Source organism: Anaeromyxobacter terrae, assembly GCF_022690685.1.
Taxonomy (GTDB): domain Bacteria; phylum Myxococcota; class Myxococcia; order Myxococcales; family Anaeromyxobacteraceae; genus Anaeromyxobacter; species Anaeromyxobacter terrae.
Map to the genome: position 1 here is coordinate 85,168 of NZ_JALCYY010000002.1, position 20,671 is coordinate 105,838.

The following is a 20,671-nucleotide window of genomic DNA, read 5'->3' on the forward strand; positions in this document are numbered from 1 at the left end:
GATCGCCGGACAAGGATGGGCGGTGGCCCAGGGCGGGTGGATCGACGTGACCGTCCCGATCCGCGACGGCATGATGCACTGGCCGGGCGATCCGGCCGTGCACGTCGAGCGCGTGCGCGCGCTGGCGGCGGACGGCGCGAACGTCTCCTCGCTGCGGCTCGGCGCGCACACGGGCACGCACGTGGACGCTCCGCTCCACTACGTCGAGGGGGGCGCCGCGGTGGACGCGATGCCGCTCGCGCTCGCGAGCGGGCCGGCGCGGGTCGTCGCCGTCGACGACCCGGTGGCGATCCGACCCGAGCACCTCGAGACGCTCGAGCTCCGCCGCGGCGAGCGGGTGCTCTTCCGGACGCGCAACTCCCCGCGCGCGTGGCGCTCGGACCGGTTCGTCGAGGACGCCGTGCACCTCACGCCGGAGGCGGCGGCGCTGCTCGTCGCGCGCGGGATCGCGCCGGTCGGGATCGACTACCTGTCCGTGGGCCCCTACCGCGGCGAGGACGGCGCGACGGTGCACCGGACGCTGCTCGAGGGCGGCGTGTGGATCCTGGAGGGGCTCGACCTCACGGACGCGCCGGAGGGCGCGTACGAGCTCCTGTGCCTGCCGCTGCGGCTGGCCGGCGGCGACGGCGCGCCTGCGCGAGCGCTCTTGCGGCCGGGTGGCGCGGAGGGGGAGAAGCGGGATGGCGTACGCATCGGGTGAGCTGGGGGTCGTGGGGCTCGGCAGGATGGGCGGGGGGCTCGCGCTCCAGGCGCGCGAGGTCGGGCTCCGCGTCGTGGGGCTCGACGCGCACGGGCTGCGCCCTGAGCTCCTCGCGGCGGGCGTCGAGGAGGTCCGAACGCCCGCCGCGCTCGTCGCGGCGCTCGCGCCGCCGCGCGCGGTGTTCCTGTACGTCCCCGCTGGCCCGCCGGTGGACGCGCTCCTCGACACGCTCGCGCCGCTCCTCGCTCGCGGCGACGTTGCCGTCGACGGCGGCAACTCGTACTGGGGCGACTCGATCCGCCGCCACGCCCGGCTGGCGGGCCAGGGGATCGAGCTCGTGGACCTCGGAACGAGCGGCGGGGTCGAGGGGGCGCGGCGCGGCGCCTGCTTCATGGCGGGAGGCGAGGCCTCGGCGATCGCCCGGGTCGAGCCCCTGCTCCGGGCGCTCGCCGTCGAGGATGGCTACGTGCACGCGGGCCCGCCGGGCGCGGGCCACTTCACGAAGCTCGTCCACAACGGCATCGAGTTCGGGATGCTCCAGGCCATCGGCGAGGGCGTCGACCTGCTCGAGCGCTACCACGACCGGCTCGACGTCGCCGCCGTCCTCTCCGCGTGGCGGCACGGCTCGGTCATCCGCGGCTGGCTCATGGACCTCATGCACGACGGGTACGCCTCCGAGGGCGGGCTCGAGGCCGTGCCGCCCTACGTGGAGGACACGGGCGAGGTGGCCTGGCTCGTCGCCGATGCGCTGCGGCTCGAGGCGCCGATCCCGGTCATCGCCCAGGCGGTCCTGCAGCTCTTCGCCTCCCGCGACGGGGAGAAGCGCTGGGCACGCGCCATCGCGATGATGCGCCACGGCTTCGGCGGCCACCCCTACGGCCCGAGCGCCCCGGTCGCGGAGGAGCGGCGCAAAGGCCAGGTGGGAGGGACGTGGCGCGACGATCCGGACGCGCCGCGGTAGCGATCCCGCCGCTCGAGACGTCGCCGCCGCGGCAGCCCGAGCCCGGTCCCAGGCCCGTGAACGACGCGCCTTCGAGCGGCACACTCGCGTCCCGCGGTGACACCCACAGGGCCGTACTCGCCCGCACCTCCCCTCGTCCTCCGGACGGAATGAGGCGCGCACGCCCGGCTGTTCAACCCAGCGCCACAACGAACCGTCGTGCTCGCCCCGACGTCCGCGGAAGCGGACGTGGAAGGAGACGTCCGTGCGCCTCACCTCGCGCCTCCCCGCGCTCGCCGCAGCCCTCGCGCTCCCGCAGCTCGCAGTCGCCGCCACCATCGTGCGCGGCCCGTTCCTGCAGCAGACCACGACCACCTCCACGCTCGTGGTCGTCGCGACCGACGCGGCCGCGCACGTCGAGGCGACCGCGGATCTCCCCGGCGGCGGCACCGCGCAGGCGAAGAGCGACGGGACGAAGCACCTGCTCCGGCTCGAGGGGCTCCCGCCTGCCACGACGATCGCGTTCCACGTGACCGTGGACGGCGCGCCCGCCGGCGACGGCTCCGTGCGGACGCCGGCCGTGCCCGGGACGGAGGCGGCGCGCCACGCCGTCCTCGGCGCGACCGCCGACACCGGCTCGGCGGGCCCGAACGCCCGCGCCAACGTCGCGCGCATGGAGATGCGCGGCATCGAGGCGGTGCTCACGATGGGCGACAACTCGTACCCCGACGGCGCGGCGGGCGAGTGGGACACCACGTTCTTCGGCGTGTGGAAGGACGTCATGCGGTCCGCGACGATGTGGACCGGCGTCGGCGACCACGAGTACCGGACCCCGTTCGCGCAGCCGTACCTCGACGCGGTCGAGCTGCCGCAGGGTCCTCAGGGCGAGCGCTACTACTCGTTCGACTGGGGCGACCTCCACGTCGCCGCGCTCGACACGAACTGCATCGTCCCGATGAACGCGAACGAGATGGGCTGCGACGCGGCCACCATGGTCTCCTGGCTCGAGGCGGATCTCGCCGCGACGAAGGCGCCCTGGAAGATCGTCACGATGCACCGGCCGGCGCTCGCCACCGGCAAGTACGGCGTCTACCCGGAGATCCCGGCGGCGCTCCTCGGCCCGTTCGAGAAGTACGGCGTCGATCTCGTGCTGCAGGCCCACAACCACCTGTACGAGCGGACCTGGCCGGCGCGGCAGGGTGCGGTCGTGAAGAAGGACTACGACCACCCTGGCGCCCCCGTGTACCTGACCGCCGGCGGCGGCAGCGACTACCTGTACCAATCCGTGCTCCCGGCGGCCGAGTGGACGGCGTTCCGCGCGACGGAGTACCAGCACCTCATCCTCACGCTCGACGCCGGCACGCTCCGGGTCGAGGCGGTCCGGCCCGACGGCTCGCTCCTCGATCAGTTCCAGATCGTGAAGGACGTCCCGCCTCCGAGCGCCGACGGCGTCACGCCGCAGGTGCCCGGCCAGCCGTCCTCGTCCGCTCCGCCGGAGCAGTCGGTCACCGGCCCGAAGGCGTCGGGCGGCGGCGGCTGCGGCTCAGGCCCCGGCGGCGCCCTCGCGGTCGCCCTCGTCGGCGCGGTGCTCGCGTGGACGCGCCGGGGCGCACGCGCCCGCCGGCGGTGACGGACGGGCGGGGCACGACAGCGCGGGGACGTTCCGCTAATCTGCCGCGCCTCATGGAGACCGCCCTCTCAGCGGAGAGCCACAGCGCGTTCGACGACGCCCAGGCGATCCTGACCGCCTCGGCGCTCGTCGCGCTCGGCTACGGGTTCCTCGCGCAGGCGAAGCTGCTGACGGGCGGCACCGCCGGCATCGCCCTCCTGCTCACCCGGGTGACGCCCTTCTCCTTCGGCCAGCTCTTCGTCGCGCTCAACCTGCCGTTCTTCTGGCTCGGCGTCCGGCGGATGGGGTGGCGCTTCACGGTGAAGACGTTCGTCGCGATCGCGCTCGTCTCCGTCGCGTCCGACCTCCTCCCGGCGGTGCTGCACCTCGACCGGCTCCACCCGCTCTACGGCGCCCTCATGGGCGGGGTCCTCGTCGGCGTCGGGCTCCTCGTGCTCTTCCGCCACCACGCCTGCCTCGGCGGCCTCAACATCCTCTCCATCCACCTGCAGCAGCGGCACGGCGTCCGCGCGGGCGTGTTCCAGATGGTCGTCGACTCCCTCGTCGTGCTCGCCTCCCTGTTCGTCGCGCCGCTCTCCACCATCGCCCTCTCCGTCGTAGGCGCCGTCGCCCTGAACGTCGTCCTCGCCGTGAACCACCGGCCGGGCCGTTACCTCGGGACCTGACGCGGCCGGCCGCGACCGGGAGGGGCTTGGCTCCCTCCGCGGGACTCGCCGTACCGCAGCCGCTCCCCCGCGCGAGGCAACCGGCCTCGCCCCCGCCCGTGCCCGCTCCCGGGCGTACGATGTCGGCATGGGCCTGGCCGAGAGGAGCTGGGGCGCGCTCGGGCGCGCGGTGGTGGTCGCGGGCGCGATGGCGCTCGCTTGCCTCGGCGCACGCGGCGCCAGGGAGCGCGGCGGGATCCCGGAGTCGGCCGCGGCGACCGCCGTCCCCGAGCCGGATCCCACGTGCCGGGGGACCGTCCAGGACAAGCTCCTCGTCGAAGGCATCGAGCAGGTCCGGGTGGCGGTGGACGTGGACCGTACCGGGAAGCTCACCCTCGTGCAGTTCCTCACCCCCGCGCTCACCCCCTCGCAGACGGTCGAGCTGCGCCGCGCGCTCGAGGGCTGCGCGTGGCGGCCGGGCGTCGGGCCCGACGGCGAGCCCGTCTCGGCGTCGGCGGAGCTCGTGATCGGGCGGCCTCCCCGGCGCTAGGAGAAAGAGCCGAGGTCCGCCATGCCCGAGATGCCCCTCGAGACCGCGGAGGACGTCCTCGCCGCCGGCCTCCCCGTGCCGCTCCGGCCGCTCGCGCGGATCGCGTTCGACTACGGGTGGAGCTGGCAGCCCGGCGGCGAGGCGCTGTGGCGGGCGGTGGATCCCGAGCGCTTCGAGGCGTGCGGCCGGAACCCGGTGCGGCTCCTGCGCGAGGCGCCGCGGCGGACGCTCGAGGCCGCCGCGAGCGACCCCGCGCTCCTCGACGCCATGGCGCGGCTCGCCCGCGCGCTCGACGCGGAGCGCGCCGCCCCCGCAGCGGCCGCGCCGCCGGCGCGCCCGGAGGCGCCGATCGCGTTCCTCTGCGCGGAGTATGGGATCCACGCCTCGCTCCCGATCTACGCGGGCGGCCTCGGCGTCCTCGCCGGCGATCTCCTCAAGGAGGCCTCCGACCGCCGCGTGCCGTTCGTGGCGGTGGGGCTCCTCTACCGGCGCGGCTACTTCCACCAGCGGCTCGATCCCTCGGGGATGCAGCACGAGTACTGGACGACGGTCACGCCGGAGCAGCTCGCGCTCGAGCGCGCGCGCGACGCCGCGGGGGCGCCGCTCTCGGTGCGCGTCCCGATCTGCGCCCGGAGCGTGGAGGTGGCCATCTGGCGCGCGCAGGTCGGGCGCGTCCCGCTCTTCCTGCTCGACAGCGACGTGCCGGGGAACGCGGCGATCGATCGCTTCATCACGGCGCAGCTCTACGTCGGCGACCGCGAGTACCGGCTCATGCAGTACGCGCTCCTCGGCATCGGGGCGGTGCGCGCGCTCTCCGCGCTCGGGATCCGGCCCGCCGTCTTGCACCTCAACGAGGGGCACCCGGCGCTCGCCACGCTCGAGCTCGCGCGGGAGCCGCTCGCGCGCGGCGAGCCGCTCGAGCGCGCCCTCGAGGAGGTGCGCCGCCGGGTCGTCTTCACCACCCACACCCCCGTCGCGGCGGGCAACGAGGCGTACGCGCCCGCGGAGCTCGCAGCGGTGCTCGGGCCGTACCTCGCCGCGCTCGGCCTCGGGAGCGACGAGGCGCTCGCGCTGGGGCGCGGGACAGACGTGAGCGCGCCGCAGCCGTTCGGGATGACGGATCTCGCGCTCCGGACCTCCCGCTCCGCGAACGGGGTGAGCCGTCGCCACGGCGAGGTCGCGCGCGCCATGTGGGCCCACCACTGGCCCGGGCGCCGGCTGGAGGACGTGCCGATCACGCACGTCACGAACGGCGTCCACCTGCCGACGTGGATGGCGCCCGCGATGCGCGCGCTGCTCGAGCGCCACCTCGGCGCGGACCTCCTCGCGGGCGCGGCGGACCCGGCGCGCTGGGCGGGCGTGGACGACATCCCCGACGAGGAGCTCTGGGCCGTCCGCTGCCGGCTGCGAGCCGAGCTCGTGGCCTTCGTCCGCGCGCGCTCCGTCAGCGACCGGCTCGCGCGCGGCGAGCCGATCGCCTACGTCGAGCGGGCGGCACGGACCTTCGACCCCGGCGTGCTCACCTCCGGCTTCGCCCGCCGCGTCGCCTCGTACAAGCGGCTCCACCTGCTCGTCGCGGACCCGCGCCGCGCGCTCGCGATCATCGGGGGGCCCCGCCCGATGCAGACGATCATCGCCGGCAAGGCCCACCCGCGCGACGACGCCGCGAAGACCATGGTCCAGGCGATCTTCGCGCTCAAGGGCGAGCCGTTCGCCGGCGACCGGGTGGTGTTCCTCGAGGACCACGACCTCGAGACGGCGCGCGCGCTGGTGGCGGGCTGCGACGTCTGGGTGAACCTCCCGCGCCCGCCGCTCGAGGCGAGCGGCACGAGCGGCATGAAGGCGGCCGTGAACGGCGGGCTCAACCTGAGCGTGCTCGACGGCTGGTGGTGCGAGGGGTACGACGGCGCGAACGGCTGGGCGATCGCGAGCGCCCCGGCCCCGGACACGATCCTGCAGGACGCCCGCGATGCCGGCGCCTTCTACACGCTGCTCGAGCGGGAGGTGATCCCGCTCTTCCACGAGCGCGACGCGGCGGGCATTCCGCGGGGCTGGGTCCGGCGCGTGAAGGCGTCGCTCAGGACCCTGGGACCGGCGTTCTGCACCGCGCGCGCGCTCGGCGACTACGTCCGCACGGTCTACGGTGGCGGTGCGTGAGCTCCGCGCGCGCGGGGGAAGTCCCCCCGCGCAAGCGGCCCCTCCCGCTGCCTAGAACACGACCTGCGCGAGCGCGATGAGCCGGTTGCCCGTGCGCACCGGGCGGTCCGACCGATCGAGCTCGTAGTTCGCGACCAGCCGCGCGTTCACCGACAGGAGGTCGTAATAGGCGCCGAGCGTGTACCGCTCGTAGCGATCGCCGCGGGCCGACCCGGCGTCGTTCGGATCGTACTGCTCCACCCGGAACACCGGCCCGACGCTCCACGGCGTCTTGCCGTAGAAGCCCGCGTACCAGCCGCGCGCGTCCTGATCCGAGGCGGCGACGGTCGCCGGCGACGCGTACTTCCGGACGCGGCGGCGCGACTCGATGAGCTCCGCGACGCCGAAGAACCACGGCGTCTCGAGCGTCAGGTCGGCGCCCGCCGTATGGAAGTACGCGTACGTGTCGTCGAGCACCGCGCCGATGGTGCCGAACTTCCCGTCCGCCCCGAGGGACTGGACCTGATGGCCGTAGCCGTACGACCCGCCCGCGCGCGCGACCGTGCGTCCGAGCGAGAGCGCGACGCCGGCCCGTCCCCAGACGTTCTTCTCGTTCAGGTCGTCCTTCGCGTTCGGGCCCGCGCCGTCCACGGCCGCCGTGGCGAGCTCTGCGTCGAGCGCTGAGGAGAGCCTGAACTTGCCGGTGAGCAGCGCGCCCAGGTCGCGGCTGTCGCGGCCGCGGGCGAGGGCGGCGACCACGTACGAGTTGTAGACCCAGAGGAGCTTCGTGTCGGACTCCGCCTGCTCGTACCCGAAGGGCGTCTTGAACTGCCCGAGCCGTAGCTCGAGCCGCGGCGCGAGGCGGAGCGCGACGTACGCGTCCTTCAGCGACGTGTCGGCGGCGTCGAACAGGACGGTGTAGCCGACCCGCGGCAGCACCTCGCCGCGGATCCCGATCCGCGCCCGGCGGAACTCGGCCGTGCTCACCCCGGGTGCTGGGCCCGGACGATCCGTCGAGGAGAGCTGGAAGTCGAGGTAGCCGAACGCGACCGGCCTGGGCGCGTACGCGGGGGGCGGCGCCGCGCGATCGGTCGCCGCCGCGACCGTGGACGCGGGCGCAGGCGGAGCGGTGGGCGGCGGCGCCGAGGCAGGGCTGGCCTGGGCAACGGCGGAGGCGAGGACGAGAGCGGCGAGGATCATCGGGTTCTCCGGGGGAAGGCAGGCTGACGGCGAGCGTCTGTCCGTCGATGCGACGGTTCATCCGCTATAACAGACGAACGATCGAGCTGTACAGTGTCCACCGCTGGTCGCTTCACCGCAGGGCCGGGGACCCGACCCCTCCGACGCCTCACCTGCCCCGTCGCGCTCGCGCGGTCGAGACCCCTCCGCTTGACCTGACGGTCGTCCGTTATCTAGGATGTTTCCGTTATCACGGACACCGCGCCGCCATCCTGGCGACGGCCCCGTGTGGAGACGGTCCAGCATGGCAGTCGTCGCGGCCCACCTCACGAGCACGCTCTCGCACCTCGACTGGCTGGAGGCGGAGTCGATCCACGTCCTGCGGGAGGTCGCCGGCCAGTGCGCGAGCCCCGCGCTGCTGTTCTCCGGCGGCAAGGACTCCATCTGCCTCCTCCGGCTGGCGGAGAAGGCCTTCCGGCCCGGACGCTTCCCCTTCCCCCTCCTGCACATCGACACCGGGCACAACTACCCGGAGGTCATCGCCTTCCGGGATCGCCGCGCGGCGGAGCTCCGCGAGCGCCTCGTGGTCCGCTCGGTGGAGGACTCGATCCGGGCGGGCCGCGTCGTGCTGAAGCACCCGCAGGAGTCGCGCAACAAGCACCAGTCGGTGACGCTGCTCGACGCCATCGCGGAGCTGGAGCTGGACGCGTGCATCGGCGGCGCGCGGCGCGACGAGGAGAAGGCGCGCGCGAAGGAGCGCGTGTTCTCGTTCCGCGACGAGTTCGGCGGCTGGGATCCCAAGAACCAGCGGCCGGAGCTGTGGAGCCTCTACAACGCGCGCGTCCACAAGGGCGAGAACGTGCGCGTCTTCCCGATCTCCAACTGGACCGAGCTCGACGTGTGGCAGTACATCGCGCGCGAGCGGCTCGAGATCCCGTCCATCTACTTCGCCCACCGGCGCGACGTCGTCCGCCGGGGCGGCGCGCTCGTCCCGGTGACGCCGCTCACGCCGGCGCGGCCCGGCGAGACGGTCGAGGAGGTCTCGGTCCGGTTCCGCACGGTGGGCGACATCACCTGCACCGCGCCGGTCGAGTCCACCGCCGACACCCTCGCGAAGATCGTCGCCGAGACCGCCACCACCACGATCACCGAGCGCGGCGCGACGCGCCTCGACGATCAGACGTCCGACGCCTCGATGGAGCAGCGCAAGAAGGAGGGGTACTTCTGATGCTCGCCGCCGAACGACTCTCCGCGCCCGCGACGGACGGCCTCCTCCGCTTCCTCACCTGCGGCAGCGTCGACGACGGAAAGAGCACGCTCATCGGGCGGCTCCTCCTCGACACGCGGTCCATCCTCGCCGACGCGCTGCACGCCATCGAGCGCACCTCGCGCAGGCGCGGCCTCGAGGCAGTGGACCTCTCGCTCCTCACCGACGGCCTGCAGGCGGAGCGCGAGCAGGGCATCACCATCGACGTCGCGCACCGCTACTTCTCGACGGGCACGCGCAAGTACATCATCGCCGACGCCCCCGGGCACGAGCAGTACACGCGGAACATGGTCACCGCCGCTTCCACCGCGGACCTCGCCATCATCCTCGTCGACGCGCGCAGGGGCGTCCTCACGCAGACCCGCCGCCACTCCTACGTCGCGCACCTCGTCGGGATCCCTCACCTCGTCGTGGCCGTGAACAAGATGGACCTCGTCGGGTTCTCGCCGGAGGTCTTCGAGCGCATCCGCGCCGACTACCTGGCCTTCGCGGCGAAGCTCGGCATCACGGACGTGCGCTTCGTCCCGATGTCCGCGCTACAGGGCGACATGGTCGTCGATCGCGGCGCGAACCTCTCCTGGTACCGTGGCCCGACGCTGCTCGAGCTGCTCGAGGGGGCGGCTCCGGCGCGGGACGCGGTGCGCGGGAGGTTCCGGTTCCCGGTCCAGTGGGTGTGCCGGCCGCACACGCTCGAGCACCACGACTTCCGCGGCTACATGGGCCGCGTCGAGTCCGGCGAGATCCGCGCCGGCGACGCCGTGCAGGTGCTGCCGTCCGGCCGCGCGACGCGCGTGCGCCAGATCCTCCTGCACGACGCCCCTTCGCTGCCGTGCGCCGTGGCGGGGCAGTCGGTCACGCTCCTCCTGGAGGACGCGCTCGACGTCTCGCGCGGCGATCTCCTCGTGCGCGCCGGAGAGGGGCCCGAGCCGACGCGCAAGGTGGACGCGACGCTCTGCTGGCTGTCGGAGCGGCCCGGCGATGCGGGGCGGAGGGTCCTCCTCCGCCATGGCGCGCGCGAGGTGCGCGCCACCCTCGCCGAGATCGCCCATCGCGTGGACCTCGCCGAGCTCGCCGAGCGACCCGCCACGTCCCTCGCCATGAACGACATCGCGCGCGTCTCGCTGCGGCTCGCCCAGCCGATCGCCGCGGACCGGTACGCCGAGAGCCGGGCCACGGGCGCCTTCGTCCTGATCGACGAGACGACGAACGACACCGTCGCGGCGGGGATGATCCTGTGAGCGCTCGGACGCGCGAGGAGCTCGCCCGCTGGGCGAGGGACCTCGAGGGGAAGGAGCCGGCGGAGATCCTGTCGGCGGTGACCGCTGCGTTCCCGCCCGGCCGCGTCGGGTTCGCGACGGGCTTCGGCCCCGAGGGGTGCGTGCTCGTCGACGTCGCTGCGCGCGCCCGGCTCCCGCTCGACGTGTTCACGATCGACACGGGGACGCTCTTCCCCGAGACGTACGCGCTCTGGAACCGCCTCGAGGCGCGCTACGGTCTCTCCATCCGGCGCGTGGCGAGCGCCACGGCGGACGCACCGGTGGCCGACGGCGCAGCGCCGCCATGGGAGGCCGATCCGGATCGCTGCTGCGAGCTCCGCAAGGTCCTGCCGCTCCGGGCCGAGCTCGCCCGCTTCGACGCCTGGGTGACGGCGATCCGGCGCGACCAGACCGCCGACCGCGCGGGCGCCGCGATCGTCGAGTGGGACGAGAGGTTCGGGCTCGTGAAGGTGAACCCGCTCGCGGCGTGGTCGAGCGCCGACGTGTGGCGGCACGTGCGCGCGCACGAGGTGCCGACGAGCCCGCTGCACGACCAGGGGTACGCCAGCATCGGCTGCGCCCCTTGCACGACGCCGGTCGGCGCCGGCGAGGACCCGCGCGCGGGCCGCTGGCGCGGTCGGGCGAAGAAGGAGTGCGGGCTTCACGCGAGGCCGGTGGCGCTGAGGCCCCCGACCCCGACCCCGACCCCGACCCCGACCCCGACCTCGACCCCGACCTCGACCCCTCCCCGCTCCTTCGCCCGCGGCGGCTTCATCCTGTGGCTGACGGGCCTATCCGGCGCGGGAAAGAGCACGCTCTCGCGCGTCCTCCAGGCCGCGCTCGCGACGGAGCGGCCGGTCGAGATCCTCGACGGCGACGAGGTCCGCACCTACCTCTCGGCCGGGCTCGGGTTCTCGAAGGAGGATCGCGACACGAACGTCCGGCGCATCGGGTTCGTCGCGCGCCTGCTCGCGCGCAATGGCGCCGCCGCCGTCACCGCGGCGATCTCGCCGTACGCCGAGACCCGGAACGAGGTGCGGTCGCTCGCCGAGCGCGACGGCGTCCCTTTCGTGGAGGTGTTCGTGTCGGCGCCGGTCGCCGCGCTCGCGGCGCGCGACGTGAAGGGGCTCTATCGCAAGGCCCTCGCCGGAGAGCTCACGCGCTTCACCGGCGTGTCCGATCCGTACGAGCCTCCCGAGCGCCCCGACGTCGTCGTGCGGACGGACGTCGAGACGATCGACGAGTCCGTGGAGACCATCCTCGAGCACCTCCGCGCGCGGGGGCTCCTCCGCCCGGGCGACGCGCGCACCGCCGAGGAGCGCGCCTCGTGAGCGCCGGCGCCCGCCGCGGCGTGCTGCCCGGGTTCGGCCTCTCGACGGGGTTCACCGTGCTGTACCTGTGCCTCGTCGTGCTCGTGCCGCTGTCGGCCGTCGCGCTCCGCTCGAGCAGCCTCGGGTGGGAGGCGGCCTGGAGCGTCGTCGCGTCGCCGCGCGCCCTCGCCTCCTACCGGCTCAGCTTCGGCGCGTCGCTCGCCGCGGCGGCCGCGAACGTCGTGCTCGGGGGGCTCGTCGCCTGGGTGCTCGCGCGCTACCGCTTCCCCGGGCGCGCCGTCGTCGACGCGCTCGTGGACCTGCCGTTCGCGCTGCCGACCGCGGTGAGCGGCATCGCGCTCACGGCGGTGTACGGGCCGACCGGCTGGATCGGGCGGCACCTCGAGGCGGCCGGCGTCCGGGTCGCGTTCTCGCCCCTCGGCGTGACCCTCGCGCTCACCTTCATCGGACTGCCGTTCGTGATCCGCACCGTGCAGCCCGTCCTGGAGGACCCCGATCCGGAGGTCGAGGAGGCCGCGGCGGTCCTCGGCGCGTCGCGCTGGCAGACGTTCCGGCGCGTCCTCCTGCCGGCCCTCCTCCCCGCCGCGATCACCGGCTTCGCGCTCGCGTTCGCCCGCGCGCTCGGAGAGTACGGCTCCGTCGTGTTCATCTCCGGGAACATGCCGATGCGCACCGAGATCGCGCCGCTCCTCGTCATGACGCGGCTCGAGCAGTTCGACTACGCGGGCGCGGCGGCGATCGCGACGGTGCTGCTCGGCGCGTCGTTCGTCCTGCTCCTCGCGATCAACCGGCTCCAGGCCTGGACGCGGGCGCGCGCGGGGGCCGCATGACGGCCCCCGCCCGGTCCCTTGCCGAGGTCGAGCGCGGGCCGCGCACCGCGCCGCCCCGCCCCGCCGCGGTCCCCGAGCCGCCGCCGCGGCGCGCCCGCCGCGCCACGGAGGATCCGCCGGCGGTCCGCTGGGCGCTCGTCGCCGTTGCGCTCCTCTTCGTGGGGGCGTTCGTGCTCGTCCCCGCGGCGACGGTGGTCGCCGAGGCGGTCCGAGGGGGCGTCGCGCTCTGGTGGAAGGCGCTCGTCGATCCCGACGCGCTCGCGGCGGTGAGGCTCACGCTCCTCGTCGCCGCCATCGCGGTGCCGCTCAACGCGCTCTTCGGGCTCGCCGCCGCCTGGTCGGTGACCCGCTTCCGCTACGCGGGGAAGAGCGTCCTCGTCTCGCTCGTCGATCTCCCCTTCGGCGTCTCGCCCGTCGTCTCTGGGATGGCGACGGTGCTGCTGTTCGGCGCGCACGGCTGGCTCGGCCCGTGGCTCCTCGCGCACGGCGTGAAGGTCGTGTTCGCGGTCCCGGGCATCGTCCTCGCGACGGTGTTCGTGACGTTCCCGTTCGTCGCGCGCGAGCTCATCCCGTTCATGGAGGCGCAGGGCGTAGAGGAGGAGGAGGCCGCGCTCGTGCTCGGCGCGACCGGGTGGCAGATCCTCACCCGCGTCACCCTCCCGAACGTGAGGTGGAGCCTCCTCTACGGGATCATCCTCTGCAACGCGCGCGCGATGGGTGAGTTCGGCGCGGTCTCGGTGGTCTCCGGGCACATCCGCGGCGTCACGAACACCGTCCCGCTGCAGGTCGAGATCCTGTACGGCGAGTACGCCTTCCAGGCGGCGTTCGCGGTGGCGTCGCTCCTCTTCGTGCTCGCCGTCGTCACCCTCGTCGCGAAGCAGGCGCTCGAGTGGCACCACCGACCCCGACGGCCCACCGTCCTCCGGAGCGCTCCATGAGCATCGCCATCCGCGACGTCCACAAGGCGTTCGACGCGACACCCGTCCTGCGCGGCGTCACCCTGGAGGTCCCCGACGGCGAGCTCGTCGCGCTGCTCGGCCCCTCCGGCTGCGGGAAGACGACGCTCCTCAGGATCATCGCGGGGCTCGAGGCCGCGGACGCGGGCGAGGTGCGGCACGACGGCGAGGACGTCTCGGCGCGGAGCGCGCGCGAGCGGAACGTCGGCGTCGTGTTCCAGCACTACGCGCTGTTCCGGCACATGACGGTGGAGGAGAACGTCGCGTTCGCGCTGCGCGTGCGGAAGCGACCGCGCGCGGAGACGGCCGCGCGCGTCGCGCAGCTGCTCCGCCTCGTGCAGCTCGACGGGCTGAAGGGGCGCTACCCGCAGCAGCTCTCGGGCGGGCAGCGGCAGCGCGTCGCGCTCGCGCGCGCCCTCGCCACCGAGCCGCGCATCCTGCTCCTCGACGAGCCGTTCGGCGCGCTGGACGCGCGCGTGCGCCAGGAGCTGCGCCGCTGGCTCCGGCGCCTTCACGACGAGCTCCACGTGACGAGCGTCTTCGTGACGCACGACCAGGAGGAGGCGTTCGAGGTGGCCGACCGCGTCGTGCTCATGAACGCGGGGCGGGTGGAGCAGGTCGGGACCCCGGCGCAGGTGTTCGAGGAGCCCGCGAGCGCGTTCGTGATGCGCTTCCTCGGCGCGGTGAACGCGTTCAAGGGCTGGGTCGAGGGCGACCGCGCCTTCGTGAACGGCCTCGACCTCGAGCTCGTGGCGCCCGCGTCCGCCGCGCACCGCGCGCGCGCTCACGTCTTCGTGCGCCCGCACGAGCTCGACATCCACCGCGCGCCGGTTCCCGGCTCGTTCGCGGCGAGCGTCGAGCGCGTGCTGCCGCTCGGCGCGGCGGTCAGGATCGAGCTGTCGGCTCCCGGGGTCGGCGGCGCCGTCGAGGCGGAGCTCGACGTCCGCAGGAGCGAGGCGCTGGCGCTCGCTCCGGGCGACACGGTGCACCTCGCCCCCCGGCGCGTGCGTGTGTTCCCGTCGCGCGAGGACGAGCTCGACAGCCTCACCGCGAGCGCGCTCTGAGGAGCCTCCGCGCCGGCGCCCGCGTCGGCCGGGCGCCAGCCCACTTGACCGGGCCTCATCCGCCATCTAGGCTGGTCATCCGTTATAACGGATACGGCGCCATGCCGGCGTCGGCGGAGGAGACGGACATGCCTGAGATCCCGAGACCGCAGCATCGCAGCCCGACCCGACGGCTCGCGGCGCTCTTCGCCTGCGTGGCCGCGCTCGGGGTCGCGTCGGCCACGCGCGCGGCCCCCGCTCCGGTGCAGCTCCTGAACGTCTCCTACGATCCGACGCGGGAGCTGTACGAGGACGTGAACGCCGCGTTCGCGCGGCAGTGGAAGGCGCGCACCGGGCAGGACGTCGCCGTGAGGCAATCGCACGGCGGCTCGGGCAAGCAGGCCCGGGCGGTGATCGACGGCCTCGAGGCGGACGTCGTCACGCTCGCCCTCGCCTACGACGTCGACGCCGTCGCCAAGGCGGGGCTCGTCGCGCCCGGCTGGGCGAGCCGGCTGCCGGACAACGCGGCCCCGTACACGTCCACGATCGTCTTCCTCGTCCGCAAGGGGAACCCCAAGGCGATCCGCGACTGGGACGATCTCGTGAAGCCCGGGATCCAGGTGATCACGCCGAACCCGAAGACCTCGGGCGGCGCGCGCTGGAACTACCTCGCCGCGTGGGCGCACGCGCTCGAGAAGAGCGGCGGCGACGAGCAGAAGGCGACCGGGTTCGTGCGCGCCCTGTACGCGAACGTGCCGGTCCTCGACTCGGGCGCGCGCGGCGCCACGACGACGTTCGTCGAGCGCGGCATCGGCGACGTGCTCCTCGCGTGGGAGAACGAGGCGTTCCTGGCCGTGGAGAAGCTCGGGCACGGAGCGTTCGAGATCGTGGTGCCGGCCACGAGCATCCTCGCCGAGCCGCCGGTCGCGGTCGTGGATCGCGTCGTCGATCGCCGCGGCACGCGCGAGGCCGCGGACGCGTACCTGCGGTTCCTCTACTCCGAGGAGGGGCAGGAGATCGCCGCGCGTCACTTCTACCGCCCGCGCCTCGCTGCCGTCGCCGGCCGGTACGCCGCCCGGTTCCCGAAGCTGCGCCTCGTCACCGTCGACCGGGTGTTCGGCGGATGGGCGGCCGCGCAGGCGAAGCACTTCGCGGACGGCGGAGTGTTCGACCGGATCTACGCGCCGGGGCGGTGACCCTCGCCGTCGCCCTCGACCTCTCGACCGGCGTGCAGGAGCGCCGCCCACCGCGCGGTCGACGGCCGGGCCGCGCGGTCTCCCGTACCGCGCGACCGCGCTGGGCTCCGACATTTCGAGCGACCCCGAACGACCTCCGCCGGCCGTTGAATGCGACCAGGTCTCGGGCGCACCGTGTGTCACCGGCCGCGTCGGCCGGGAGCTGGAGGAAATCGCGATGGCGCGTATCTCGATCAAGCGGTTCTCGTCGCCCGACGAGACCCGTCCGTTCACGGACAACGGGCACGCAGAGATCCTGAAGTTCGGCGACGGAGTCGTGGGGCGGGGCGTGTTCGAGCCGGGCTGGCGCTGGTCGACGCACGTGAAGCCGATCGCCGGCACCCGGAGCTGCCAGGCCGCGCACTCCGGCTACGTGGTCTCGGGCCGGATGCACCTCGTGATGGACGACGGCGAGGAGGCGGAGATGGGAGCAGGCGACTACGCCGTCATCCCTCCCGGGCACGACGCCTGGACGGTCGGCGACGAGGCCTGTGTCATGATCGACTTCGCCGGCATGGAGCACTACGCGGAAGGCCGGACCGCGCGCGCTCAGCCCGGCGCGGAGACCCAGCCCAGCGCCCATCACTGAGCGCGTGTCCCGACTCGACCGAGGCGCCGGGCGCTCTTCAGCCCGGCGCCTGCGGTCGAGCGCGCTACCGCCGTGGCGAGGTCGGCGGCGGCGGCTCGGCGCGAGGCGCCATCGCGGGCGGCTCCCCGGCCCTCACGGCGGTCTCGAGCCGCTCCTTCAGGTTGTGGAGCAGGGTCTCGGCCTCGCGCTCGTTCGAGTGGCGGAGGAACAGCTCCGCCACGTGCCCGAGCAGCGGCAATGGGAGCTCGTAGTCGACCTTGACCGCCACCTCGGTCCCGTGGTCGCGCTGCGTGAAGGTCCATTCGAGCGTGCTCGGGATCCCCTTCTCGTTCTTCGTCACCCGGCGCGTGGGCCGCACCGCCTCGATGGTCTCCGACCGTCCGTGAAAGCGCAGGCCCGCCATCTTGTACGTCCAGTCCCAGCTCGACCTGCCGCCCTCCATCAGCTGGACGTTCGAGACCTCCACCAGGCTCGGCCAGATCTCGAGCAGGTTCTTCGGGTCGCCCAGGTACTCGAACACCCGCGTGGCCTCCACCTCGATGAGGATCTTCTTCTCGATCCTTTCCATGACTCTCCTCGCCCCCGGGCTTCAGCCCGGCCGCATGAACGTAGCCATCCTCGGAGGTCATGCTCGCCCTCTCGTCGGGAGAAATCGCGGGTGCGGGCGCGCGGGGGAGACCGGTGCTCGCCCGGCGAGCAGCACGCTCGCGCGCTGGGGGCGCGTCAGCGCCTCGCCGACGGCGCGCCGCCTCCGGCGCGCTCCTCGTCGGGCACCACCCTGCGGAAGCTGCGCCAGAGCGCGAGGTCGTAGAGGATCTTGAGCCCGCCCGACACGAAGAACGGGACCGACGCCAGCGCCGCGCTCGCGTAGAGCGGCCCGGCGGCGAGCGGCGCGAGGGCGGCGCCGATCGTGCGCGCGATGCCGGTCACGCCCGCCGCCGCGGAGCGCTCGTCGGGCTCCACGACCGCCATCGTGTAGGACTGCCGCGTCGGCACGTCCATCTGCGAGATGGAGAACCGGACGAGGAGCACGGCGATCGCGAGCGGCAGCGTCGGCATGAGCGGCACGAGCACGAGGAGCACGTTCGAGGGCAGGTGCGTCAGCACCATCGTGTTCACGAGCCCGATGCGGCGGGCGATCCATGCGGCGGACAGCGCGGAGATGCCCGCGAGCAGGTTCGCCCCGAAGAAGATCGCGCCGAGCGTCGCCGGCCCGACTCCGAAGCGCGCGTGGAACCACCAGGCGACGAAGCTCTGGACCACGAACCCGCCGGCGAACGCGTCGACGGAGAACAGCGCCGAGAGCCGGAGGACGGTGTCGCGCGAGCGGTGCAGCCCGAGGCGAGACCGGCGGGGCGCCGCGGGCGCGGTCGGCGCCTCGACCGCGGGCGACAGGCGCGTGAACACCGCGGCGAGCGCCAGCCCCGCCACGCCGTAGCCCGCCATGACGGCGCGGTAGCTCGCGAGCGGCGCGACGCCGCGCGCCTGGAGCGCGCCCGCGAGCGCCCCGCCGGCGAGCGCGCCGAGCGCGGTCGCCGCGGCCCCGGCGAGCTGGTACCACGCGAACGCGGAGGTCCGCCGCTCCGCGGGCAGCTCCTGCGAGAGCGCCGCCTGCTCGACCGCCAGGAACGGGCCGACCTCGTTCCCCGAGGGGCTCACCACCCCGACCGTCGCCGCGAGGAGGAGGAGCGCGAACGAGGTCGTGGCGGCGAAGACGGCGCCCGCGAGCGCCATGAGGGCGGCGCCAGCGACGAGCATGCGCCGGCGGCCCCACCGGTCGGCGTGGGTGGTGATCCAGAGCGAGAGCGCCGTGTCGCCGAGCAGCGTCAGCGTGAGGAGCGCACCGATCCGCCGCTCGCCGTAGCCCGCCGCGGAGAGGTGGAGCACGAGCACCACCGAGACCAGGCCGTACGCGAAGAGCCTGAGGGAGCGCGACGCGAAGAGGACCGGGACGTCGCGCCGGGGCGCCGGGGCGGGCGTCATGGCGCGGGAGGCGCGGGCTGCCGCACCATGCGATCGAGGAGCTTCTCGAGCGCGCGCGCGGGGTCCACGCACGTGCCCGAGTGCACCGGGCCGACCTGGATGACGGTGCTCCGCGGCGCGACGAGCCAGTGGAAGCGCTCCCGGAGCGAGAGCCGGCCGATGGGCCCGCTCCCCTCCCCGCCCGCGGCGACGCGCGACAGCGCGGCGAGGTGCTCCTCGACGAGCGGGAGGTCCACGTCCGGGAAGAGGGCGCGGAGGCGCGTGCGGTCGAGCTCGACGCGCGCGCCGAGGAAGTCCTGCTCGAGGCAGAAGAGGACCACGCCCGCGTTCACGAACTCCTCGCGCTCCACGCGCGGGACGACGCGGACGATCGCATAGTCAAACGAGCAGTGCGCGGGCACGTTCCGCCTCCTCCACGAAGAGCTCGGCCGCCGCGAGGCGGCGCTCGAGGAGCCGCACGTACGCCGCGCGGTGCTCCGCGATCGAGGCGAAGCGCGGCTCCCCGTCGAGCCACGCGTCGGGCACCTCCGCCACGGCGCGCGCGACGGCGCCTCCCCCGAGCCTCGCCGCGAGGCGCTCGCCGGCGGCGGGGATCTCTCCCGCCCACGGCAGGAGCACGTGATCCTTCACCGCGCGAAAGGGCGTGAGCGCCGGGTCCGGCGTGTCTGGCCAGGCGTGGTGGAAGTAGAGGGACGCGCCGTGGTCGATGAGCCACAGCCGCCGGTGCCAGCAGAGGAGGTTGGAGTTCCGCGCGGTGCGATCGACGTTCGTCACGAGCGCGTCGAAGAACACGACCTCCGACGCCTCCGCGGAGGAGGGCGGCGGGCCCGCGACCGGATCGAACGTGGCGCTGCCGGGCAGGTAGTCGAGGCCGACGTTCGCGCCGACGCTCGCCTTCAGGAGATCGCGGATCTCCTCGTCCGGCTCGTTCCGCCCGAGCTCCGGTCCGACCTCGAGCCGGACGAGCTCGGGCACGGGAAGCCCCGCCGCGCGCGCGAGCTCGCCCGCGATCACCTCCGCGACGAGCGCCTTCGGCCCCTGCCCCGCGCCCCGGAACTTCGCGACGTAGAGGCCGTCGTCGTCGCCCTCGACGATGGCCGGGAGCGAGCCGCCCTCGCGCAGCGGCGTCACGTAGCGGGTGGCGGTGACGGTCCTCATCCGTGCAGGTTACCGCGGCAGGGAGGCGCCCGCGACCGTGCGGCGATCGCTGCCTCCCCGGCCGGCTCCCGCTCCGCCGCGCGACAAGGAACCACCCTTGCCTCGGCGTGACGAGCGCTTATGCGTGGATCGAGGTTCACTTCGAGCGGCCCGCTCGGACGGCTCTGCAAGGTGCTCCCGCGCCGCGACGGGAGACACCGATGTTCGAGAGCGTCCTGAGGCGGGAGGCCACCGGCAAGCGGCCGGCTCCGGAGTGTCCCGTTCGCGATCCCGTCCTTGCCGGGAGCCTCTTCGAGAGGATCGCGCCGTTCCCGCCCGGAGCCATTCCGCCCGCCAGGCGCGGGAGCGCGCCCGACCGGGGCTTCCCCTCCGCCGGAGCGCCCGCGCCGTCGTTCGAGGCCGTCGGGAGACGCGACCTCGGCCGCCGCACGCGCCGGCGGATGGCCTGGGCGACGCTCGCGGCGAGCGCGGAGGCGATGGCGATCGGGTGCGCGGGGGTGATCGCCTGGGCGACCGAGGAGCCTCCCCCCGAGGCGCCGGCGGTCGTCGAGGTGCGGTTCGCCTCCTCCCTGCCGCGTCGGGCGGGACCGCCGCGCGCGCCCGGGGCACCCCGCGCGCCCGCGGCCGCCGCGCGCCCGCGAGACGTTCCGGGACGAGCGCGCGCCCTCGCGCGTATTCCGCCGCCGCGCCCGGCCGCGCTCCTCCAGCCGCGCGAGGTGCCGGTGCAGATGCGCGCGCCCGACCCGGGCGAACCGAGCGAGGACGTCGGGCTCGCAGAGGCACCCGAGGCAGCCGCCGGCGCGGTGGACGAGGGCGTGGTGGGCGGGATCCCCGGCGGCGTGGGAGGGGGCGAGTGGGGCGCGGGCGACGGGCTCGCCGCTCCGCCGGGCTCCTCCGCCGGGATCGAGGACGCGCCGCGCTGGGCGACGGCGGGGTTCCGCGCGGCGACCGAGGCCGAGCCCGGCTGCGTGGCGCGCTCGGTCCGGCTCCCGCGCGAGCTCGCCGGCTTCACGTCCGGGCCGATGGTCGTGCGGTTCGCGGTGCTCGCGAGCGGCGCGGTCGATCGAATCGAGATCCTGAGTGGGATGCCGGACGCGCGGGTCCGTCAGGCGATCGCGGACGCCGTCCGCCGCTGCCGCTGGAGAGCCGGCGCCGACGCGCAGGGCCGCCCGACCGCGCTCTGGCTCATCCTCCCGATCCGCTTCGAGAGCGTGTGAGCGCGCCGGCTCGGGGGCGCCGGAGCC

20 protein-coding genes and 1 pseudogene are annotated in these 20,671 nt (G+C 74.5%); 16 read left to right on the plus strand and 5 right to left on the minus strand.

Annotated features, from left to right (window positions below; genetic code table 11):
* Window positions 1-22: 22 nt before the first annotated feature.
* The 6 genes from MNY62_RS01210 (at window position 23) to glgP (ending at window position 6,621) form a co-directional block, all read left to right on the plus strand.
* A complete protein-coding gene (locus MNY62_RS01210; protein ID WP_242342264.1) occupies window positions 23-700 on the plus strand; it encodes a cyclase family protein in 678 nt (225 codons plus the stop codon).
* Window positions 681-1,661: an NADP-dependent phosphogluconate dehydrogenase gene (locus MNY62_RS01215; protein WP_242342265.1), complete on the plus strand. Its 981-nt coding sequence runs from the start codon at window positions 681-683 to the stop codon at window positions 1,659-1,661. The genes MNY62_RS01210 and MNY62_RS01215 overlap by 20 nt, the downstream gene beginning before the upstream one ends.
* Before the next feature lie 244 nt (window positions 1,662-1,905).
* Window positions 1,906-3,270: a metallophosphoesterase gene (locus MNY62_RS01220; protein ID WP_242342266.1), complete on the plus strand. Its 1,365-nt coding sequence runs from the start codon at window positions 1,906-1,908 to the stop codon at window positions 3,268-3,270.
* 53 nt (window positions 3,271-3,323) lie between these two features.
* The gene (locus tag MNY62_RS01225) at window positions 3,324-3,935 is read left to right on the plus strand and encodes a YitT family protein (RefSeq protein ID WP_242342267.1); all 612 of its coding nucleotides are present in this window, start codon (window positions 3,324-3,326) and stop codon (window positions 3,933-3,935) included.
* Window positions 3,936-4,062: 127 nt separating this feature from the next.
* The gene (locus MNY62_RS01230) at window positions 4,063-4,464 is read left to right on the plus strand and encodes a hypothetical protein (protein WP_242342268.1); all 402 of its coding nucleotides are present in this window, start codon (window positions 4,063-4,065) and stop codon (window positions 4,462-4,464) included.
* A gap of 21 nt (window positions 4,465-4,485) precedes the next feature.
* A complete protein-coding gene (gene glgP, locus MNY62_RS01235) occupies window positions 4,486-6,621 on the plus strand; it encodes an alpha-glucan family phosphorylase (protein ID WP_242342269.1) in 2,136 nt (711 codons plus the stop codon).
* Window positions 6,622-6,672: 51 nt separating this feature from the next.
* Here glgP and MNY62_RS01240 read toward each other — a convergent pair whose 3' ends face one another.
* On the minus strand, window positions 6,673-7,800 hold the full coding sequence (locus tag MNY62_RS01240; protein WP_242342270.1) for a porin: 1,128 nt from the start codon (window positions 7,798-7,800) through the stop codon (window positions 6,673-6,675).
* 283 nt (window positions 7,801-8,083) lie between these two features.
* Between MNY62_RS01240 and cysD the strand changes: the two genes are divergently transcribed.
* From cysD to MNY62_RS01285, 9 genes and pseudogenes are all read left to right on the plus strand, one after another.
* Window positions 8,084-9,007 (plus strand): sulfate adenylyltransferase subunit CysD, encoded by a 924-nt coding sequence (gene cysD / locus MNY62_RS01245; RefSeq protein WP_242342271.1) that lies wholly within the window; start codon window positions 8,084-8,086, stop codon window positions 9,005-9,007.
* Complete coding sequence (locus MNY62_RS01250) at window positions 9,007-10,284, plus strand: sulfate adenylyltransferase subunit 1 (protein WP_242342272.1); 1,278 nt, start codon at window positions 9,007-9,009, stop codon at window positions 10,282-10,284. Before cysD ends, MNY62_RS01250 begins: the two co-directional genes overlap by 1 nt.
* A pseudogene (locus MNY62_RS01255) lies at window positions 10,281-10,961 on the plus strand (phosphoadenylyl-sulfate reductase); the annotation flags it as partial. The gene MNY62_RS01250 and the pseudogene MNY62_RS01255, both read left to right, overlap by 4 nt.
* A gap of 114 nt (window positions 10,962-11,075) precedes the next feature.
* Window positions 11,076-11,633: an adenylyl-sulfate kinase gene (gene cysC, locus MNY62_RS01260; protein WP_242342358.1), complete on the plus strand. Its 558-nt coding sequence runs from the start codon at window positions 11,076-11,078 to the stop codon at window positions 11,631-11,633.
* Window positions 11,630-12,463 carry a sulfate ABC transporter permease subunit CysT gene (cysT, locus tag MNY62_RS01265; protein WP_242342273.1) on the plus strand — a complete coding sequence of 278 codons (834 nt, stop codon included), beginning with the start codon at window positions 11,630-11,632 and terminating at the stop codon, window positions 12,461-12,463. Before cysC ends, cysT begins: the two co-directional genes overlap by 4 nt.
* Window positions 12,460-13,401, plus strand: coding sequence for a sulfate ABC transporter permease subunit CysW (gene cysW / locus MNY62_RS01270; RefSeq protein ID WP_242342274.1), 942 nt, complete (start codon window positions 12,460-12,462; stop codon window positions 13,399-13,401). Before cysT ends, cysW begins: the two co-directional genes overlap by 4 nt.
* Complete coding sequence (locus tag MNY62_RS01275; protein WP_242342275.1) at window positions 13,398-14,483, plus strand: sulfate/molybdate ABC transporter ATP-binding protein; 1,086 nt, start codon at window positions 13,398-13,400, stop codon at window positions 14,481-14,483. The genes cysW and MNY62_RS01275 overlap by 4 nt, the downstream gene beginning before the upstream one ends.
* A 128-nt stretch (window positions 14,484-14,611) precedes the next feature.
* On the plus strand, window positions 14,612-15,658 hold the full coding sequence (locus MNY62_RS01280) for a sulfate ABC transporter substrate-binding protein (RefSeq protein WP_242342276.1): 1,047 nt from the start codon (window positions 14,612-14,614) through the stop codon (window positions 15,656-15,658).
* Between the two features lie 217 nt (window positions 15,659-15,875).
* A complete protein-coding gene (locus MNY62_RS01285) occupies window positions 15,876-16,286 on the plus strand; it encodes a cupin domain-containing protein (protein ID WP_242342277.1) in 411 nt (136 codons plus the stop codon).
* 64 nt (window positions 16,287-16,350) lie between these two features.
* Here the strand turns inward: MNY62_RS01285 and MNY62_RS01290 are convergent, their stop codons facing one another.
* The 4 genes from MNY62_RS01290 to MNY62_RS01305 form a co-directional block, all read right to left on the minus strand.
* The gene (locus tag MNY62_RS01290; protein WP_242342278.1) at window positions 16,351-16,854 is read right to left on the minus strand and encodes an SRPBCC family protein; all 504 of its coding nucleotides are present in this window, start codon (window positions 16,852-16,854) and stop codon (window positions 16,351-16,353) included.
* Window positions 16,855-17,009: 155 nt separating this feature from the next.
* A complete protein-coding gene (locus MNY62_RS01295; protein WP_242342279.1) occupies window positions 17,010-18,269 on the minus strand; it encodes an MFS transporter in 1,260 nt (419 codons plus the stop codon).
* Window positions 18,266-18,670, minus strand: a complete 405-nt coding sequence (locus MNY62_RS01300) for a DUF3037 domain-containing protein (RefSeq protein WP_242342280.1) — start codon at window positions 18,668-18,670, stop codon at window positions 18,266-18,268. The genes MNY62_RS01295 and MNY62_RS01300 overlap by 4 nt, the downstream gene beginning before the upstream one ends.
* The gene (locus tag MNY62_RS01305) at window positions 18,648-19,427 is read right to left on the minus strand and encodes a HipA family kinase (RefSeq protein ID WP_242342281.1); all 780 of its coding nucleotides are present in this window, start codon (window positions 19,425-19,427) and stop codon (window positions 18,648-18,650) included. The genes MNY62_RS01300 and MNY62_RS01305 overlap by 23 nt, the downstream gene beginning before the upstream one ends.
* A 200-nt stretch (window positions 19,428-19,627) precedes the next feature.
* Between MNY62_RS01305 and MNY62_RS01310 the strand changes: the two genes are divergently transcribed.
* Window positions 19,628-20,644, plus strand: coding sequence for an energy transducer TonB (locus MNY62_RS01310; protein ID WP_242342282.1), 1,017 nt, complete (start codon window positions 19,628-19,630; stop codon window positions 20,642-20,644).
* Window positions 20,645-20,671 lie beyond the last annotated feature (27 nt).

Excerpts from the sequence above, each read along its gene's own strand:
- MNY62_RS01215 (WP_242342265.1), top strand. The coding sequence starts at position 681 with ATGGCGTACGCATCGGGTGAGCTGGGGGTCGTGGGGCTCGGCAGGATG.
- MNY62_RS01225 (WP_242342267.1), top strand. The coding sequence starts at position 3,324 with ATGGAGACCGCCCTCTCAGCGGAGAGCCACAGCGCGTTCGACGACGCC.
- MNY62_RS01230 (WP_242342268.1), top strand. The coding sequence starts at position 4,063 with ATGGGCCTGGCCGAGAGGAGCTGGGGCGCGCTCGGGCGCGCGGTGGTG.
- glgP (WP_242342269.1), top strand. The coding sequence starts at position 4,486 with ATGCCCGAGATGCCCCTCGAGACCGCGGAGGACGTCCTCGCCGCCGGC.
- MNY62_RS01240 (WP_242342270.1), bottom strand. The coding sequence starts at position 7,800 with ATGATCCTCGCCGCTCTCGTCCTCGCCTCCGCCGTTGCCCAGGCCAGC.
- cysD (WP_242342271.1), top strand. The coding sequence starts at position 8,084 with ATGGCAGTCGTCGCGGCCCACCTCACGAGCACGCTCTCGCACCTCGAC.
- MNY62_RS01250 (WP_242342272.1), top strand. The coding sequence starts at position 9,007 with ATGCTCGCCGCCGAACGACTCTCCGCGCCCGCGACGGACGGCCTCCTC.
- cysW (WP_242342274.1), top strand. The coding sequence starts at position 12,460 with ATGACGGCCCCCGCCCGGTCCCTTGCCGAGGTCGAGCGCGGGCCGCGC.
- MNY62_RS01275 (WP_242342275.1), top strand. The coding sequence starts at position 13,398 with ATGAGCATCGCCATCCGCGACGTCCACAAGGCGTTCGACGCGACACCC.
- MNY62_RS01280 (WP_242342276.1), top strand. The coding sequence starts at position 14,612 with ATGCCTGAGATCCCGAGACCGCAGCATCGCAGCCCGACCCGACGGCTC.
- MNY62_RS01285 (WP_242342277.1), top strand. The coding sequence starts at position 15,876 with ATGGCGCGTATCTCGATCAAGCGGTTCTCGTCGCCCGACGAGACCCGT.
- MNY62_RS01290 (WP_242342278.1), bottom strand. The coding sequence starts at position 16,854 with ATGGAAAGGATCGAGAAGAAGATCCTCATCGAGGTGGAGGCCACGCGG.
- MNY62_RS01295 (WP_242342279.1), bottom strand. The coding sequence starts at position 18,269 with ATGACGCCCGCCCCGGCGCCCCGGCGCGACGTCCCGGTCCTCTTCGCG.
- MNY62_RS01305 (WP_242342281.1), bottom strand. The coding sequence starts at position 19,427 with ATGAGGACCGTCACCGCCACCCGCTACGTGACGCCGCTGCGCGAGGGC.
- MNY62_RS01310 (WP_242342282.1), top strand. The coding sequence starts at position 19,628 with ATGTTCGAGAGCGTCCTGAGGCGGGAGGCCACCGGCAAGCGGCCGGCT.